Source organism: Pseudophaeobacter sp. TrK17 (assembly GCF_042192375.1).
Taxonomy (GTDB): domain Bacteria; phylum Pseudomonadota; class Alphaproteobacteria; order Rhodobacterales; family Rhodobacteraceae; genus Pseudophaeobacter.
The window spans coordinates 168472-184850 of sequence record NZ_CP071700.1; the positions used below are offsets into that span (position 1 = coordinate 168472).

Here is a 16379-nt window from a genome sequence, read left to right on the forward strand (position 1 = left end):
TAAATATGAAATCTTACCAGATCGCTTTGATCCCCGGTGATGGCATTGGCGTCGACGTGACGGATGCAACGGTTCAGGTTCTGGATGCTGCGGCCCAAAAATTCGGCTTTCAGCTGAATAACACAGAATTCCCCTGGTCCTGTGAATGGTACCTGAAGCATGGCACCATGATGCCAAAGGACGGGATTGAAACCCTTCGAGCCTTTGATGCGATCTTTCTTGGCGCTGTGGGTTGGCCTGAAACTGTGGCAGATTCGGTATCTTTACATGGGCTGCTTTTGCCGATCCGCAAAGCGTTCACACAATACGCCAATATCCGGCCGCACCGGCTGTTGCCCGGGGTCCAAGGGCCCTTGGTCGCCGACGCCTTTGACATTCTCTGCATTCGCGAAAACACCGAAGGTGAATACTCTGGGGCGGGGGGGCGTGTGCATCAAGGCACGGCGGACGAAGTGGCGGTGGAGACCTCGGTTTTCACCCGCACCGGTGTCGAACGCATTCTCCGATATGGGTTTGAACAGGCTCGCGCCAGACGTGGGCATTTGACATCGGTCACCAAATCCAATGCGCAAAAATACTCGATGGTGTTCTGGGACGAGGTCACCCGTGAACTGGCGGCAGAATATCCAGATGTCACGGTTAGCCAAATGCACATCGACGCCATGGCGGCAAAAATGGTGATGGCGCCGCAGGACCTGGATGTGATCGTTGCCTCAAACCTGTTTGGCGACATTCTGACAGATCTCGGCGCGGCCATTCAGGGCGGGCTTGGCTTTGCGGCCTCCGCCAATATCTGCCCAGATCATAGCGGCCCATCCATGTTTGAGCCGGTGCATGGCTCGGCCCCTGACATCGCGGGACAAGACATCGCAAACCCCATCGCCGCCATCTGGTCTGCCGCCATGATGCTGGATCATCTGGGCGAAGCCGAGGCCGCCTCCGCTGTGCTGTCGGCGATCGAAGCGGCGACTGCAAAAGGCATTGGCACCCATCCCGGCAAACACGCGACTGCTGTCATTACCGCTGCAATCATCGCAGAACTGGAGCTTTGACCATGAACCTACAAGACCCCAAATTGTTGCGCCACGCCGCATTTATCAACGGCGAATGGCTGGAACGCCCTGACATGTCAGTGACCAACCCTGCAACCGGATCTGTGATCGGCAAGGTTCCGGATTGCACCGGGGCCGAGACCGAGGCCGCCATCGCGGCAGCTGAGACGGCAATGGTCGCCTGGCGCGCACGTTCCAATGCAGAGCGGGCGGATCTTTTGATGGCCTGGCATGACCTGATGTTGGCCCACAAACAGGATCTGGGTCGTATTCTCAGCGCTGAACAGGGCAAACCCCTGGTTGAGGCCGAAGGTGAGATTGACTATGGGGCAAGTTTTGTGCGGTGGTTCGCCGAAGAAGCCCGCCGGATCAATGGGAAGGTCATCCCGGTTCCTGGTAAAAAGTTGCTTGCCTTGAAAGAGCCCGTTGGGGTTGCGGCGATCATCACGCCCTGGAATTTCCCCAATGCGATGATCACCCGCAAGGTCGCGCCCGCCTTGGCGGCCGGCTGTACCGTTGTGATCAAACCCTCTGACTTTACCCCATATTCAGCTCTGGCGCTTGCTGTTCTGGCAGAGCGAGCCGGCATACCCAAGGGTGTCATCAATGTCGTCACAGGTCTGCCCACAGAGATCGGCAAGGCCCTGACCTCTAGCCCGGTTGTGCGCAAACTATCTTTCACTGGCTCGACCCGCGTTGGGGCCTTGTTGGCAGAACAATGCGCGCCGAGCTTGAAGAAGCTGAGCCTCGAGCTGGGCGGTAACGCGCCCTTTGTTGTCTTTGATGATGCCAATATTGACGCCGCTGTTGAGGGCGCGATGCTGTCGAAATTCCGCAACGGTGGCCAGACCTGCGTTTGCGCCAACCGGATTTTGGTGCAATCGGAAATCTATGATGCCTTTGTGGAAAAGCTAACCGCGCGGGTAGATGCCCTGACCGTGGGGCAGGGGGATCACGCAGGAGTTGATATTGGCCCCATGATCAACGCCGCCGCGCTTGAAAAAATCAATACCCATGTACGCGACGCAGAGGCAAAGGGCGCCGCTCGCACCACGCGGAAACGTCAGCTCAGCTCGCAATTTGCGGACCCCCTGGTGTTGCGCGATGCCACAACCGAGATGCAGTTGGCGTCGGAAGAAACCTTTGGGCCGGTTGCGCCGATCTTTCGATTTGAAACCGAAGACGAGGCGCTCGAGATCGCAAATGGCACCCCCTTTGGATTGGCAGCCTATTTCTACACCCAGGACATCGCCCGCGCGTTCCGGTTTGGCGAGGCGCTCGAATTTGGCCTGGTTGGGCTCAACACTGGGGCGGTGAGCAATGCCGAAGCGCCGTTTGGTGGGGTGAAATCCTCTGGCCTGGGTCGCGAAGGCGCGCAGGAGGGGATCGAAGAGTACCTGGAAACAAAAGCGCTCCATATTGGCGGCCTGCAAGACTGATCCTATGGCCTGTCGCTCTGCTTATGCCGCCTGTTGGGGCGGCATATGTTTGTCCGGTTTAGGGGATTGAAACACTTTTTAGCAGTGCATCCAGGGCAGCGCCAATATCGACGGCTCCCTTGGCTGCCAGATCGGTCAACCCAATATAGGCCCCGTAAACCAGGTGAACGACAGCGGGATCATGTTGCCCGATATCACCTAGCAGCTCTGTCAGGAACGCCAGCCTGATGTGATCAACGTCGTTGACCACCGCTAAGGCGGCCGGATCCGTTAACGCCCATGACCGCATTGCGGGTTCAACCCGCCGCCCGCCAAATCTGTCGGGTGCTGATCCTGCTGCCTGCGCAATCAAACGTTCCAGACGCAGTGATGCATCCACTGCGCTGACGCTTTCAATTTCCTCAGCAACCCTATTGCGCCAGAGCGCCAGCATCTCGCGTTTGAAGGCGGGAAGGTCGTCGAAGTTCCAATAGAACGATCCTTTGGTGGCTCCAAGATTTCGCGCCAGGGCCTCGACCCTGATTGCGGTTGGGCCATCGGATGTAAGAGCGCGAAAGCCGGCGGCCAACCAGGTCTCTGATGGGAATTTGGTTTTGTTCATCGTCAAAATATACGCTGCCGTATTTACAATTCCAAGAGGCATCATATACGGTGGCGTATGTAAACATCTCAAGCGGGTAAATGTGACTTGAAACATCCACCGAAGATACGGTTTGTGCGGCTGACGGATGTCGCATTGGAAGACATCGTTTTGCATATGAATACCCCGCGTGTTGCGGAACACATGCCGCTCTTGGGGGCGAAATGGACCCTGGATGATGCCAGACAGTTTGTTGCTGCGAAGGAAGAGTACTGGCAGCGCGATGGTCTGGGCCATTGGGCGGTCTTGAGCGATGAAGCCTATGTCGGGTGGGGCGGGTTTCAAAAAGAAGGCACAGAGTGGGACTTTGGCCTGGTTCTCACGCCGGGCAATTTTGGTCTGGGGATGCTCATCTCAAGAAAAGCCATTGCATTTGCGAAGGCAGATCCGCGCATTGAATTCGTGACGGTCCTGCTGCCGCCCTCTCGCAGGAATTTGGGTGCGCTTGTCCGCGCCGGGGCCAAGTTTACCAAAGAAATCGAATATGACGGTGAGGTTTTCAGGAAATATCGGCTTGAAACGTCGTGATGGCGCTGCGCTCTGGGACATTTCATCCATACCGCTGCAGTCGGCGGTTCTGATCCGCGCGACCGGCGCATGAACCGCCTCACGTGATGCGCGGTGTGACACTGTTTAGGGACAACCTAAGCAGTGCTGCGAGAAATCGTAGTTTTAGGGCATTGTCTTCTCCTTTAGCTTGGAAAGGATCGCCCGACATCGGGCCAAAAGCACCTTTAAAAGCAGGGGAAGGCGGACATGCCCGTGGAAAAGACTGATACATTGATCGTCGGGGGCGGACAGGCTGGCATCGCCATGAGTGAGCACCTTGGCCGGGCCGGAGTGCCGCATCTGGTGTTGGAAAAGAACCGCACGGCCGAAGCCTGGCGCACCGGGCGCTGGGATGCGCTGGTGACCAACGGGCCAGTGTGGCATGACCGGTTCCCAAATATGAATTTCGAGGGCGAGGCGCCTGACGCCTTTGTCTCCAAGGATCGTGTGGCGGATTATCTGGTGGATTACGCCGCAATGGTACAGGCGCCGATCCGTGAAGGGGTCGAGGTGCTGGAAGCCCGGCGTCAGCCCGGCACTGGCCGGTTCCTGGTCAAAACCAGCGCTGGCGAGATCGAGGCCGACCGTATCGTGGCGGCGACTGGCGCGTTTCAGCATCCGGTGATCCCACCCATCGTTCCGGAAACCGCGCCGGTCACCCAGCTTCATTCGTTTCACTACAAAAACCCCGATCAGCTCCCCTATGGGGCGGTTATGGTGGTCGGTGCCGGGGCATCCGGGGCGCAGATTGCAGACGAGCTGAACCGCGCGGGTCGCAAAGTGTTCCTGTCGGTGGGCTCGCATGGCCGTCCACCACGTCGCTACCGGGGGCGTGACTTTGTCTGGTGGCTGGGGGTGCTGGGCCTGTGGGACATGGCCGCACCCGCGCCCGGCACAGAGCATGTGACCATCTCAGTCAGCGGAGCCTATGGCGGGCAGACCATGGATTTCCGTCGCCTCGCGGGGGAGGGCGTGGTGCTGACCGGTTTGACTGCGGGCTATGAGGATGGCGTGCTGCGCTTTGCTGACGATCTGCAGGCCAACGTGGCAAAGGGCGATGCAGATTACGCCGAGTTGCTTGATATGGCCGATGCCTATGTCGCGCGCACAGGCCTTGATCTGCCCATGGACCCGCAGGCGCGGCAGGCCTTCCCCGACCCGGACTGTCTGAGCCAGCCGCTGAACGCCATCGACCTGAAACAAGAGAACGTGGGCACAATCATTTGGGCCACCGGCTTTCGGCAGGACTTTGACTGGCTCAAGGTTGACGCCTTTGATGGGCGTGGCGCGCCAATCCACCAACGCGGACTGTCCACAGAGCCGGGGGTGTATTTCCTTGGGCTGCCCTGGCAGTCGCGGCGGGGGTCGTCTTTCCTGTGGGGCGTGTGGCACGACGCCAAACATGTCGCCGATCAAATTGAAATCCAGCGAGCCTACATGGCTTATGACGGCGAGGCGGCGATTGTGTCGGCCGCCGCAGAATAAACCTGACAGGAGCGCCCATATGGCACATACCCGCATTCGCAAATTCAACACCGGTGACACTTACCCCGAGCAGAATCTCGACAATGATCTGTGCCAGGCCGTGGTCACGCAGGGCGGCAAGACCGTCTGGCTGCGGGGGCAATGCCCACAGAGCCTTGATGATGCCAAAAACATCGACAGCCATGATCCGGTGGAGCAGACCCATAAGGTGATGCAGAACATTCGCCAGCTGATCGAAGAGGCCGGCGGCGACATGAGCCACCTGGTCAAGGTGGTGGTCTATATCACCGACGTGCGCCACCGCGAGGCGGTGTATCGCACCATGGGTGAATATATCAAAGGCGTGCATCCGGTTTCGACCGGGCTTGTGGTGCAGGCGCTGGCGCGGCCCGATTGGCTGGTTGAGATCGACGGCACCGCCGTGATCCCGGATTGAGCGCATGACCTTTTCTCTTGTAGCGCGCTGCGCCGAAACCGGTATGTTTGGCATGGCAATTTCCTCCTCGTCACCGGCGGTCGCCGCGCGCTGTGCTTTTGCCCGCGCAGGCGTGGGCGCGGTGGCCTCGCAGAACGTGACCGATCCCTCGCTGGGGCCGCTGACGCTTGACCTGATGCAAGGCGGTATGTCCGCGCCTGAGGCCATTTCTGAGGTGCAGGCCCGTGGCCAGTTCATGGAATACCGCCAGGTGCTGGCGGTAGACGGGCAGGGCCGCACGGCGATCCATTCCGGCCCCAAAAGCCTGGGCATCTGGACCCAGGCAGAGGCGGAAAATGTGGCCTCGGGGGGGAACCTTCTGGCCAATGACAGCGTCCCGCAAGCCATTGTGGCGGGGTTCTCGGGGGCCAAGGGCCATATCGGTGACCGCTTGATTGCCGCGATGCGCGCAGGTCTCTCCGCCGGAGGTGAAGCCGGGCCAGTACATTCCGCCGGAATGCTGATTGTCGACAAGGTCGCCTGGCCGGTGGCCGAGCTGCGCTGCGACTGGACCGAGGGCTGCCCGATTGAAAACATCGCCACCGCCTGGGAGGTCTACAAGCCGCAGCTTGACGCCTATACCCAGCGCGCGCTCGACCCGCGCGAGGCGCCGTCCTACGGCGTGCCGGGCGACGAATAGAACAGGAAGGAACAGGGATGCGGGATTTCACCCTTCACGACTGGCGGGCCAAGGCGGCTGCGCTGAACATCCGCCGTCAGGCGTTTATCGACGGCAAATTCACCGATGCCATTTCAGGCAAGACCTTTGAGAGCGTAAACCCAGCCGATGGCGCCGTTCTGGCGTCGGTGGCGGAATGCGATGCCGCGGATGTGGATTTGGCTGTGGCCGCTGGGCGTCGGGCCTTTGACGATGGCCGCTGGTCGCGCATGGCGCCGGGGGACCGCAAGGCGGTATTGCTGAAACTGGCTGATCTGATCCGCGCCAATCTGGAAGAAATGGCGCTGCTTGACTGTCTGGATATGGGCAAACCCATCACCGATGCGATGACCGTCGATGCCCCGGGTTCGGCCCATTTTTTCCAATGGTACGCTGAGGCGATCGACAAGATTTATGACGAGGTCGCGCCAACAGGCCCCGGTGATCTGGCGCTGGTGCGCCGGGTGCCTTTGGGCGTCGTGGGGGCGGTCGTGCCGTGGAATTTTCCGCTGGATATGGCGACATGGAAATCGGCTGCGGCACTGGCGGCAGGCAATTCGGTGGTGTTGAAACCTGCTGAACAATCGCCGCTGTCGGCGCTGCGACTGGCGGAACTGGCTGCTGAGGCCGGGGTGCCTGACGGGGTGTTCAATGTGGTGCCCGGATTTGGTGCCACAGCGGGCCGCGCGCTGGGCCTGCATATGGATGTGGATTGTCTGGCCTTTACCGGGTCAACCGCAACCGGCAAGCGTTTTATGGAATACTCCGGGCAATCGAACCTGAAACAGGTCTGGCCCGAAACCGGCGGCAAAAGCCCCAACCTCGTCTTTGCCGATTGCGAGGATCTGGAGGCGGCGGCTGACATGGCGGCCTTTGGTATCTTCTTCAATCAGGGGGAAGTTTGCTCCGCCAATTCGCGGCTTTATGTGGAACGGTCAATCAAAGACGCGCTGGTGGAAAAGCTGATCGCGCGGGCCGAAGGCATGCAACCGGGCGATCCGCTGGGTCCAGCGACAAAAATGGGCGCAATCGTCGATGAAAAACAGACCCAAGGCATCATGCGCTTTGTCGAAGCTGGCAAACAGACTGCCGATCTGGTGACTGGCGGCGCAAGGGTGCAGGTGAATGGAAGGGGCTGTTTTGTACAACCTACGATCTTTTCCGACGTGTCCCATGACGACGCGCTTGCCCGCGATGAAATCTTTGGTCCTGTGTTGTCGGTGATCCCCTTTGACACCGAAGACGAGGCCGTCACCATGGCCAATGATTCAATCTATGGTCTGGCGGCCTCGGTCTGGACCGACAATCTGTCCCGCGCCTGTCGGGTGTCTGATCGGCTGCATGTGGGTACGGTTTCGGTGAACACGGTTGATGCCCTGTCGGCGCAGACGCCGTTTGGCGGTATGAAACAGTCGGGGTTTGGGCGTGATCTATCGCTGCATTCGCTGGACAAATACTCCGCCCTCAAGACCACCTGGATCAAATACAAATCCTGATCGCCCGGCGCGGCTCTGACAGGCGCGCGCGAGAGGTGAATTATTGCCGTTTAGGAGACGAGAATGCGCGATTCCCGCTACGATATTCTGTTTGAACCGATGCAAATCGGCCCGGTCACGGCCAAGAACCGCTTTTATCAGGTGCCCCATTGCAACGGTGGGGGGTACCGCGATCCGTCTGCCGCGGCCGAAATGCGCGGGATCAAGTCGCAGGGCGGCTGGGGTGTGATCTTTACCGAGCAGTGCGAGATGCACCATAGCTCGGAGATCACCCCGTTCATCGAACTGCGGCTGTGGGAAGACAAGGATATCCCACAGCTGCGCCGCATGTCTGAAAAGATGAAAGAACACGGTGCCCTGGCGGGCATTCAGCTGGCCTATTCCGGGATCAACGGCCCGAACCTCTATTCCAAAGAGGTGCCGCTGGCCCCCTCTGCTCTGCCGATCCGCACCTTCACCAATGACCCGGTGCAGGCCCGCGCCCTGTCCAAGAGCGAGATCAAGGATCTGCGCCGCTGGTTTGTGAACGCGGCAAAGCGCTCGAAAGAGGCGGGTTTTGATCTGATCAACCTCTACGGCGCCCATGGCTTTGGTATTTTCCAACACTTCCTCAGCCGCGCCACCAATCACCGGACAGATGAATATGGCGGCAGTCTGGAAAACAGATCCCGCTTTGCTACCGAAGTGGTCGCGGATATTCGCGACGCGGTGGGCGACACCATGGCACTTGCGCTGCGGGTCTCATTGGATGAAACCATCGGCGACCTGGGTTTTTCCAACGCCGAGGTGCGCGATTTTGTCGAAATGAACAGAAACCTGCCGGACATCTGGGATCTGGCGCAGGGCACCTGGGAAGACTGCTCTGGCCCATCGCGTTTCAAGGAAGAAGCGGCCCAGGAAGCCCTAGTGCGCGGCATTCACGAGCTGACCGACAAGCCGATTGTGGGGGTGGGGCGCTTTACCTCGCCCGATGTGATGGCAAAGATGATCAAGTCCGGCACCCTGGACATGATCGGCTGCGCGCGGCCCTCTATTGCAGATCCTTTCCTGCCCAAAAAGATCGAAGAGGGCCGGATTGAAGACATCCGTGAATGTATTGGCTGCAACATCTGCATCACCGGCGATATGACAATGTCGATCAGCCGCTGCACGCAAAATCCCACGTTTATGGAAGAATGGCGCAAAGGCTGGCACCCGGAAACCATGAATGCAAAGGGCGACAGCGACAATGTCCTGGTCATCGGATCTGGTCCCGCCGGGCTGGAGGCCGCCTGGGCGCTGTGCCGTCGCGGCTATGACGTGGCGGTGGCCGAAGCCCGCGATGTCATCGGCGGTCGTGTCACCCGCGAACGCGCTTTGCCGGGGCTGTCGGCCTGGGGCCGTGTTGTCGATTACCGGGACTACCAGCTGTCGCAGCGCCCCAATGTCGAGATCTACCGCGAAAGCGAGCTGGACGTTGACAGCATCCTTGAGTTCGGGTTCCAGAACGTCGCCATTGCCACCGGTTCCACCTGGCGGCGCGACGGGGTCTCCCGTCAACATGTGGTGCCCATGCCCATCGCCGAGGCGGCAAAGGTCTATACGCCTGATGATCTGATGGATGGGACCGTGCCCGGCGGCACCGTGGTGATTTATGACGATGATCACTACTATATGGGCGGCGTTCTGGCTGAGCTTTTGGTAAAGCAGGGTGCGAAAGTGACCCTGATCACCCCATCGGCCTATGTCTCGGACTGGACCAACAACACATTGGAGCAGGCGACGATCCATGCCCGGCTGGACGAGATGGGGGTCGATATCGTGCTGAACCGCGGCGTCACCGAAGTGGCCGGCGATCACGTGATCTCGAACTGCGTTTATACCGGCAAAACCCGCAGCTACCCCTGTGACGCGGTTGTCATGGTTGCATCGCGCAGTGGCAATGATCAGCTGTTCCAGGGGCTGACAGCGCGGCAGGCGGACTGGGCCGATGCGGGTATTCGCTCGGTGAAGCTGTTTGGCGATGCAGAGGCCGCTGGCCCGATTGCCTGGGCAACCTATGCCGGGCATCGCTATGCGCGGGAATTGGATGAGGCTGACATCGGTGACGATCTGCCATTCCGCCGGGAAATCACCGAACTGGCGCCGCAATGAGCGCGGCGGTGCCCAAGGCCCGCACCGGCGACATTCTCGCCCAGCTCATTAGTTTTCCAACAGTCAGCGCCGATAGCAATCTGGCGCTGATCGACTATGTCGAAGACCTGCTCAACACCGCAGGGTTTGAGACCTGTCGGCTTGCTGACCCCGATCTCCCAAAGGCGGGGCTGATGGCGCGCCTCGGTCCCAACGGCCCGGGCGGCGTGATGCTGTCGGCCCACAGCGATGTGGTTCCCGTTGAGGGACAGGACTGGACCCGCCCGCCGTTTGACATGACGCGCGCGGATGGGCGCATCTATGGGCGCGGCAGTACCGACATGAAGGGGTTTCTGGCCTCCGCCCTGTCGCTGGCAGAGCGCGCCGGGGAGGCGCCCCTGGCCCAGCCTTTGATGCTGGCGATCTCCTATGATGAGGAGGTGGGATGCCAGGGCATTCGCAAGATGATACCGGGGATTGAGGCGCTTGGCTGGCGCCCGGACCTGTGCATCGTCGGCGAGCCAACGTCGATGCATCCGGCCATCGGTCATAAGGGCAAGGCGGCGTTTCGTGCCATATGCCACGGCGAGGCGGGCCATTCGGCGCTTGCCCCACGGTTTGTGAACGCGCTGCATCTGGCCGCAGACGTCTTGACTGCCTTGCGCGCCCTGCAGGATGAATACGCCAGCTCAGGCTCGCAGGACGCGGCCTATGACATTGCCTATTCCACCGTACATGCCGGAACAATGCAGGGCGGTACCGCGCTCAACATTGTGCCGGACCACGCCGAGATCGCGTTCGAGCTGCGCCATTTGCCGACTGACCAGCGTGAGGTGTTTGAGACCAGGCTAGCCAGGGAAATTGGCAATACCACCGGGATTGAGATCACCTGCACCAATACTTACCCAGGCCTGGAGGTCTCGCCAGATGCACCAGAGGTGGCGCGGGTTGCAGCGCTTTGCGGCAGCAAGGCGGCGATCAAGGTTGCCTTTGGCACCGAGGCAGGCTTTTTTACGGAGCTTGGTATCCCGACAGTGGTATGTGGCCCTGGCGACATGGCCGGGCAGGGGCACAAGGCGGATGAATACCTGGAAGAGGCGCAGCTGGCCGCCTGTGACGAGATGATGGACCGCCTCCTGGCCGAGCTAAGCTGACCTGGCTTAACGCGAGTTGAGAAGCTGGGGCACATGTGTGGAGATCCAGTCATTTGCATGGGTCAGAAAGGCGTCATGCAGCTGGATCCGGGCATTGCTGGCGATGGACAGCAGGCCCAGCTTCATGGGGCGGTGGTTGCCCGTCAGTGGCAGGAACCGCATGGGCTTACCATCTGGCGCCAGATCATGCAGCGGACGGATGTTTACGATCGAATAGCCAAAGCCGTTCGCGACCAGCCCCCGCATCACCGCCATATCCTGTGTCCGCTCGGCGATGTTTACGTGCAGCCCTGCGCGGGTAAAAAACGACAAAAAATAGTCCGCACTATGGGGCAGATCCAAAAGAACCATGGGATAGTCCGCCAGGTCTTCTATCGCGACGGAGTGTTGATCGGCCAGGGGATGGGTTTCGCTGAGCGCCACCAGCGGCGGCAGGGTCACCATCGGGTGAAAGCTCAGGTCGCGTGGCAGGTCCAGATCATAGGTCAGCGCCACATCTATCTTGGCCTGGCGCAGCAGAATGAAAAGTTCTGATTGGTTGGCTTCGATCTGGCTGATGCGGACCTCGCTGTACTGGTCGGTAAAACTACGGCGCAGGCCTGGCAGCACAACCTGGGCAAAGGTGCTGAGACAACCAATCGACAGCGGTCCGCGGATCGACCCAGAAAGCGACGCGGCGAGATCGGCAAGACCCGACGCCTGTTGCAGCACGCCCTTTGCATGATCAAGCATTGCGTGACCCGCCGGCGTGGGTGTCAGCCCCTGTGCGTGATGTCGCACAAAAAGCATCACCCCCAGCTCCTCCTCAAGCTGCGACACGCTTGCAGAGATGGACGGGGAGGAGACATTGAGCAAGTGCGACGCTGCCGTGATACTGCCGGTTTCGCCGACGGCCACAAAGTACTCAATCTGCCGCAAAGTGTATCTGATAGGCATGGTGGTACCCTCGTTTCCTTCTGGTCGGCGCTTGCGGTTCAAACCGTGCCGGGCGGGGCGATACTCATCGCGGGGTGCCGCGCCGCTACCGACGTATCGGGGGAGGCGGCTTGGCCGGAAGTAACGATCTATCCTGTCCTCGGCAGCTTAGCCAGTGATGACGTGAGGCGTCACTGGCCGGGCGGCATTTCTGATTAAAAATTAAGCTCTGAACGATGTAAACCCGCAGGTGCTGTTTGACCGCCAGCGGATGGCAGGAAAATGCGGCTTACCCGGTGAAAGCTGTATCTAGCTAGAATTCCAAAGAAATTTAGAGTTTGAGGCGCAAACAGCAGAGGATTTTTTCGTGGCGTTTAGCCCCTGCCTAATCAGCGATTTCGCAACTACTCATTTACCTGTCCCGCTGACGCGGCCTTTATCCAGTCAATAAATGACCTGCCACGCGACCGTCCATCTCTTTTCGGGACTGGTGGTAGGGCGAGAACGGGATAAGCCATATGAAAGATTTGAACGCAGTTGAAGTGATCGAAGTCTCCAAGAGTTTTGGAACTTTTGACGCGCTAAGCTCGGTCAGCTTTGACATCCGCGAGAACGAATTTTTCACCATGCTGGGGCCATCGGGTTGCGGCAAGACCACGCTGTTGCGGATGATGGCAGGCTTTGAGACGCCCGATCGCGGCAGTCTGCGTCTGCATGGGCGCAACATCGTCGATATCCCTCCGCACAAACGCCGGGTGAATACCGTGTTCCAAAGCTATGCGTTGTTCCCGCATATGACGCTGGAGCAAAACGTGGCCTTTGGGTTGGAAAACCTGGGGTGGGACCGGGCCAGGATCAAGGCGCGTGTCGGTGAGATTCTGGACCGCGTGCATATGGGCCAGTTTGCCACTCGCAAACCGGCACAGCTGTCGGGGGGGCAACGGCAGCGTGTGGCGCTGGCCCGCGCATTGGCCCCCGAACCCGAAGTGCTGTTGCTGGACGAGCCGCTATCGGCGCTGGATCTGAAACTGCGGCAGGCGATGCGCGACGAGCTGCGCAGCCTGCAACGCGACACCGGCATCACCTTTGTCTTTGTCACCCACGACCAGGAAGAGGCGCTGGACATGTCTGACCGTATCGCCGTTCTTGGCGGCGGAAAGGTGCAACAGATCGGCACTCCAACAGAGATCTACGAAGAGCCGGTCAATCGCTTTGTGGCCGATTTTGTCGGCGAAACCAATTTTCTTGATGTTGAGGTCCTGGAGGCGGCAGATCACAGGGCCACTGTGCGCACGCCCTTTGGCCGAGTGATTGAAATTCCTGCCCCTGTGGATGTAGGCAAGGGTGATGCCACCCTGTCGATCCGCCCGGAAAAGCTCAGCCTCGGGGATCAGGTGGAAGGCATCGACTTCACTGCCGAGGTGCTGCAGAAACACTATCTGGGCGGCTATACCCACTACGTTCTTGAGGCCAATGGCACCCAGCTGCGGGCCTCCCGCCGCAATGCCTCCCGCGAGGGTGACACGATTGCAGTGGGCAGCACCGTGCATGTGGGTTTTGTCGAACACTCGGCCCGGGTGCTGAGCTCATGAGCGATGCCGATCAAACCAGCACCGCAGTGCAGCGTCGCCGCGCCCTGAACCTTGCCTATCTCGGGCTGGTGCCGTCTTGGCTGCTCATGGGGTTTGCCCTGCTCATGCCGATTGTGATCGTCGTCGCCGTCTCTGTCTCGACGCGCGGCGCCTATGGCGGTTTTGATTGGGGCTTTGATCTCACCGGCTACCGGCAAATCCTGTTCAACGAGGGCTGGACCGGCGAGATGGAGTTCACGCCGCAATACCTGATGATCATCCTGCGCACGGTTTTGTTAGCAGCAGTGACAACGATCATCTGTCTGAGCCTCGCGGTGCCGGTCGCCTATTACATCGCGCAGCAACCAGCGCGCCGCAAGGCGCTGATGGTGTATCTGGTCACCCTGCCGTTCTGGATGTCGATGATTTTGCGGGTCTATGCCTGGATGATCATCCTCGGTCGAGACGGCCCATTGCCGCGTTTCCTGGAGATCTTTGGTGCGCCGCAAGGGTTGAGCCTGATGTACAACGACGGCGCGACGCTGGCGGCCATGGTCTATACCTACATCCCGCTGATGGTGTTGCCGGTCTTTGCCTCGATCGAGAAGCTGGACGGCACGCTGATCGAGGCGGCGCATGATCTGTATGGCAACCGCTGGGTGACGCTGCGGCGGGTGATCCTGCCGCTGACGGCGCCGGGCATTGCCTCGGGGGCGATCCTGGTTTTTGTGCCGGCGCTGGGCGCGGTGCTGGAGCCGATCCTGATGGGCGGCGGCAAACAGATGATGATGGGCTCCCTGATCCAGCTGCAATTTGGCGGCGGCCGTAATTGGCCCTTTGGGTCTGCCATCGCCGTGATGCTGTTGGTCTTTGTCATGGTTGTGCTGATCGTTCTGGCCCGCCGGGCCGCGCTGAAGGAGGCAACACCATGAGCCGCAATCACGACGTCAAACGCTATCCCGGCCTTGGGATCCTGAGTCTGGCCTTCTTTGCCTATCTCTATGCCCCTTTGCTGATTGTGGTGATCTATTCGTTCAATGCCAACCGGATCACCGGTGTCTGGACCGAGTTCTCGGTCAAGTGGTACGGCTCTGCGCTCAACAACAGCGCATTGATGGCCGCTGTCGAGACCTCGCTGATCGTGGCCGGGATCGCCACAGTGGTTGCCACAACCATTGCGCTGATGGCGGCCATGGCGATCATTCGTGGCAAGAACCTGCGCTTTCGCAGGCTGTCTGAAACAGTGGTCAACCTGCCGCTGCTGCTGCCAGAGATCGTTCTGGCGGTGGCCACGCTGATCCTGTTTTCGCTGATCGGGTTGCAAAATGGTCTGCTCAAGCTGGTGATTGCGCATTCGGCCTTTTGCACACCGTTTGCCTTTTTGCCGATCCGGGCTCGTCTTCAGGGTATGTCGTTGGATTTTGAGGAGGCCGCCACCGATCTATACGCGCCGCGCTGGACGGTTTTTCGCCGAGTCACGCTGCCGCTGATTTTCCCCGGACTGTTCTCGGGGGCGATGCTGGCCTTTCTGATTTCGATGGATGACTTCATCACCTCCAACATGCTGGCCTCGGGCGGGACCACAACGCTGCCAGTCTACATCTTCTCGCTGATCCGCGCAGGTACCTCGCCGGAGCTCAATGCCATCGCCACGCTGTTGATTGCGGCCTCATTGGTGCTGGCGACGGTTGCGCTGACGGTCGCAGCGCGCAGCGCGCGCGAGCCAAACTGATTTCACCGAACCACATAACAACAAGCCCCCAACAGGAGAGAAAACATGAAAAAACTGATGACGGGAACTGCGCTTTCACTGTGCTTTGCATCTGCGGCGTTGGCCGAAGGAAGCCTGAACATCTACGCCTGGTCGGAATCTATCGCGCCTGAGCTGATCGAGAAATTTACGAAAGAATACGACGTTGAGGTCAGCCTCGACGGCTACACGTCGAACGAGGATCTGCTGACAAAGTTGCAGGCCGGCGCCTCGGGCTATGACATCGCCGCGCCGTCACAGCACTTCCTGCGGATCATGATCGACGAAGGTCTGATCGAGAACTTTGCCGCCAACGAGCTGGAGGCCTATGCCAATATCGACGAACGCTGGCGCAATCAGTGGTGGGACGAAGGCCAGGAATATTCGATCCCGATGGCCTATGGCACGGCAGGCTTTGCCGTCAACACTGCCGAGTATGACGGACCGACCGACAGCCTGAAGTATTTCTTTGAACCAGGCGAAGGTCTGGCCGGCAAGGTTGCCCTGCTGTCCTATCCTGATGAGGTCGTTGGCGCGGCGCAAATGTATCTGGGCGTGCCTTTCTGCTCCGAAGATCCTGCCGAGATGAAGAAGGTTCTGGATCTGCTGATGGCGCAAAAAGAGGCGGTTGCGGTCTATTCCTCGGATAATATCGCGACCCGCCTCAGCTCGGGCGAGGTGGCGACCCATTTCTGGTGGGACGGTGAAGTGGTGCGCGCCATCGCGGACGGTGCTCCGGTGGAATACGCCATGCCCAAGGAAGGTCTGGTTGGCTGGATCGACAGCCTTGTGATCCCCAAGGGGGCGCCGAACCGCGAGAATGCGATCAAGTTCATCGAATTCATCTCCACCCCCGAGAACGCAACCATCGAGATGAACCACTACGCCCACTCTTCGCCGATGAAGGTGATCGAGGCCGAGAAGATTTACACCAAGGAAGTTGCTCCTGCGCTCTACCCCACGGTGCCCGTGGAAATGTCGCGCACCTGTAGCCCCAAAGCGCAGGATCTCGTGACCCGCGTCTGGACCCAGCTTCTGCAGTAACACCATCAGCGGGGGCCGCACTGGCCCCCGCCTCCCGGA

General features: G+C 59.7%; 15 protein-coding genes. 13 read left to right on the forward strand and 2 right to left on the reverse strand.

What is annotated here, in order from left to right:
- The first annotated feature begins 5 nt into the window (after positions 1–5).
- Entirely contained in the window at positions 6–1052 is a 1047-nt protein-coding gene (locus tag JZI28_RS00800) for a tartrate dehydrogenase (RefSeq protein ID WP_375698920.1), read from the forward strand.
- A gap of 2 nt (positions 1053–1054) precedes the next feature.
- On the forward strand, positions 1055–2491 hold the full coding sequence (locus tag JZI28_RS00805) for an NAD-dependent succinate-semialdehyde dehydrogenase (protein ID WP_375698921.1): 1437 nt from the start codon (positions 1055–1057) through the stop codon (positions 2489–2491).
- Positions 2492–2549: 58 nt separating this feature from the next.
- Here JZI28_RS00805 and JZI28_RS00810 read toward each other — a convergent pair whose 3' ends face one another.
- On the reverse strand, positions 2550–3368 hold the full coding sequence (locus JZI28_RS00810) for a TetR/AcrR family transcriptional regulator (RefSeq protein WP_375698922.1): 819 nt from the start codon (positions 3366–3368) through the stop codon (positions 2550–2552).
- Positions 3369–3377: 9 nt separating this feature from the next.
- Between JZI28_RS00810 and JZI28_RS00815 the strand changes: the two genes are divergently transcribed.
- The 7 genes from JZI28_RS00815 (at position 3378) to argE (ending at position 11060) form a co-directional block, all read left to right on the forward strand.
- Positions 3378–3659 carry a hypothetical protein gene (locus tag JZI28_RS00815; protein ID WP_375698923.1) on the forward strand — a complete coding sequence of 94 codons (282 nt, stop codon included), beginning with the start codon at positions 3378–3380 and terminating at the stop codon, positions 3657–3659.
- Positions 3660–3887: 228 nt separating this feature from the next.
- Complete coding sequence (locus tag JZI28_RS00820) at positions 3888–5165, forward strand: flavin-containing monooxygenase (protein WP_375698924.1); 1278 nt, start codon at positions 3888–3890, stop codon at positions 5163–5165.
- Positions 5166–5184: 19 nt separating this feature from the next.
- Entirely contained in the window at positions 5185–5601 is a 417-nt protein-coding gene (locus JZI28_RS00825; RefSeq protein ID WP_027239228.1) for a RidA family protein, read from the forward strand.
- A 4-nt stretch (positions 5602–5605) separates the two neighbouring features.
- Positions 5606–6280, forward strand: coding sequence for a DUF1028 domain-containing protein (locus tag JZI28_RS00830; protein WP_375698925.1), 675 nt, complete (start codon positions 5606–5608; stop codon positions 6278–6280).
- 17 nt (positions 6281–6297) lie between these two features.
- The gene (locus JZI28_RS00835; RefSeq protein ID WP_375698926.1) at positions 6298–7794 is read left to right on the forward strand and encodes an aldehyde dehydrogenase; all 1497 of its coding nucleotides are present in this window, start codon (positions 6298–6300) and stop codon (positions 7792–7794) included.
- Between the two features lie 63 nt (positions 7795–7857).
- The gene (locus tag JZI28_RS00840; RefSeq protein ID WP_375698927.1) at positions 7858–9927 is read left to right on the forward strand and encodes an FAD-dependent oxidoreductase; all 2070 of its coding nucleotides are present in this window, start codon (positions 7858–7860) and stop codon (positions 9925–9927) included.
- The gene (gene argE / locus JZI28_RS00845) at positions 9924–11060 is read left to right on the forward strand and encodes an acetylornithine deacetylase (protein ID WP_375698928.1); all 1137 of its coding nucleotides are present in this window, start codon (positions 9924–9926) and stop codon (positions 11058–11060) included. The genes JZI28_RS00840 and argE overlap by 4 nt, the downstream gene beginning before the upstream one ends.
- A 6-nt stretch (positions 11061–11066) precedes the next feature.
- On the opposite strand, the gene JZI28_RS00850 is transcribed toward argE, so the two are convergent.
- Complete coding sequence (locus tag JZI28_RS00850; RefSeq protein ID WP_375698929.1) at positions 11067–11996, reverse strand: LysR family transcriptional regulator; 930 nt, start codon at positions 11994–11996, stop codon at positions 11067–11069.
- 497 nt (positions 11997–12493) lie between these two features.
- Here JZI28_RS00850 and JZI28_RS00855 point away from each other — a divergent pair, with 497 nt between their 5' ends.
- From JZI28_RS00855 to JZI28_RS00870, 4 genes are read left to right on the forward strand one after another with little or no spacing between them, the layout of a single operon-like run.
- Positions 12494–13567: an ABC transporter ATP-binding protein gene (locus JZI28_RS00855; RefSeq protein WP_295454319.1), complete on the forward strand. Its 1074-nt coding sequence runs from the start codon at positions 12494–12496 to the stop codon at positions 13565–13567.
- A complete protein-coding gene (locus JZI28_RS00860) occupies positions 13564–14478 on the forward strand; it encodes an ABC transporter permease (protein ID WP_348294486.1) in 915 nt (304 codons plus the stop codon). Before JZI28_RS00855 ends, JZI28_RS00860 begins: the two co-directional genes overlap by 4 nt.
- Positions 14475–15278, forward strand: coding sequence for an ABC transporter permease (locus JZI28_RS00865; RefSeq protein WP_295454315.1), 804 nt, complete (start codon positions 14475–14477; stop codon positions 15276–15278). Before JZI28_RS00860 ends, JZI28_RS00865 begins: the two co-directional genes overlap by 4 nt.
- A 45-nt stretch (positions 15279–15323) precedes the next feature.
- Positions 15324–16340 (forward strand): extracellular solute-binding protein, encoded by a 1017-nt coding sequence (locus JZI28_RS00870; protein ID WP_348153106.1) that lies wholly within the window; start codon positions 15324–15326, stop codon positions 16338–16340.
- Positions 16341–16379 lie beyond the last annotated feature (39 nt).

Coding starts and splice junctions, on each gene's coding strand:
- JZI28_RS00805 (WP_375698921.1), top strand. CDS start 1,055: ATGAACCTACAAGACCCCAAATTGTTGCGCCACGCCGCATTTATCAAC.
- JZI28_RS00825 (WP_027239228.1), top strand. CDS start 5,185: ATGGCACATACCCGCATTCGCAAATTCAACACCGGTGACACTTACCCC.
- JZI28_RS00850 (WP_375698929.1), bottom strand. CDS start 11,996: ATGCCTATCAGATACACTTTGCGGCAGATTGAGTACTTTGTGGCCGTC.
- JZI28_RS00840 (WP_375698927.1), top strand. CDS start 7,858: ATGCGCGATTCCCGCTACGATATTCTGTTTGAACCGATGCAAATCGGC.
- JZI28_RS00860 (WP_348294486.1), top strand. CDS start 13,564: ATGAGCGATGCCGATCAAACCAGCACCGCAGTGCAGCGTCGCCGCGCC.
- JZI28_RS00800 (WP_375698920.1), top strand. CDS start 6: ATGAAATCTTACCAGATCGCTTTGATCCCCGGTGATGGCATTGGCGTC.
- JZI28_RS00830 (WP_375698925.1), top strand. CDS start 5,606: ATGACCTTTTCTCTTGTAGCGCGCTGCGCCGAAACCGGTATGTTTGGC.
- JZI28_RS00855 (WP_295454319.1), top strand. CDS start 12,494: ATGAAAGATTTGAACGCAGTTGAAGTGATCGAAGTCTCCAAGAGTTTT.
- JZI28_RS00820 (WP_375698924.1), top strand. CDS start 3,888: ATGCCCGTGGAAAAGACTGATACATTGATCGTCGGGGGCGGACAGGCT.
- argE (WP_375698928.1), top strand. CDS start 9,924: ATGAGCGCGGCGGTGCCCAAGGCCCGCACCGGCGACATTCTCGCCCAG.
- JZI28_RS00870 (WP_348153106.1), top strand. CDS start 15,324: ATGAAAAAACTGATGACGGGAACTGCGCTTTCACTGTGCTTTGCATCT.
- JZI28_RS00810 (WP_375698922.1), bottom strand. CDS start 3,368: ATGGCCCAGACCATCGCGCTGCCAGTACTCTTCCTTCGCAGCAACAAA.
- JZI28_RS00835 (WP_375698926.1), top strand. CDS start 6,298: ATGCGGGATTTCACCCTTCACGACTGGCGGGCCAAGGCGGCTGCGCTG.
- JZI28_RS00865 (WP_295454315.1), top strand. CDS start 14,475: ATGAGCCGCAATCACGACGTCAAACGCTATCCCGGCCTTGGGATCCTG.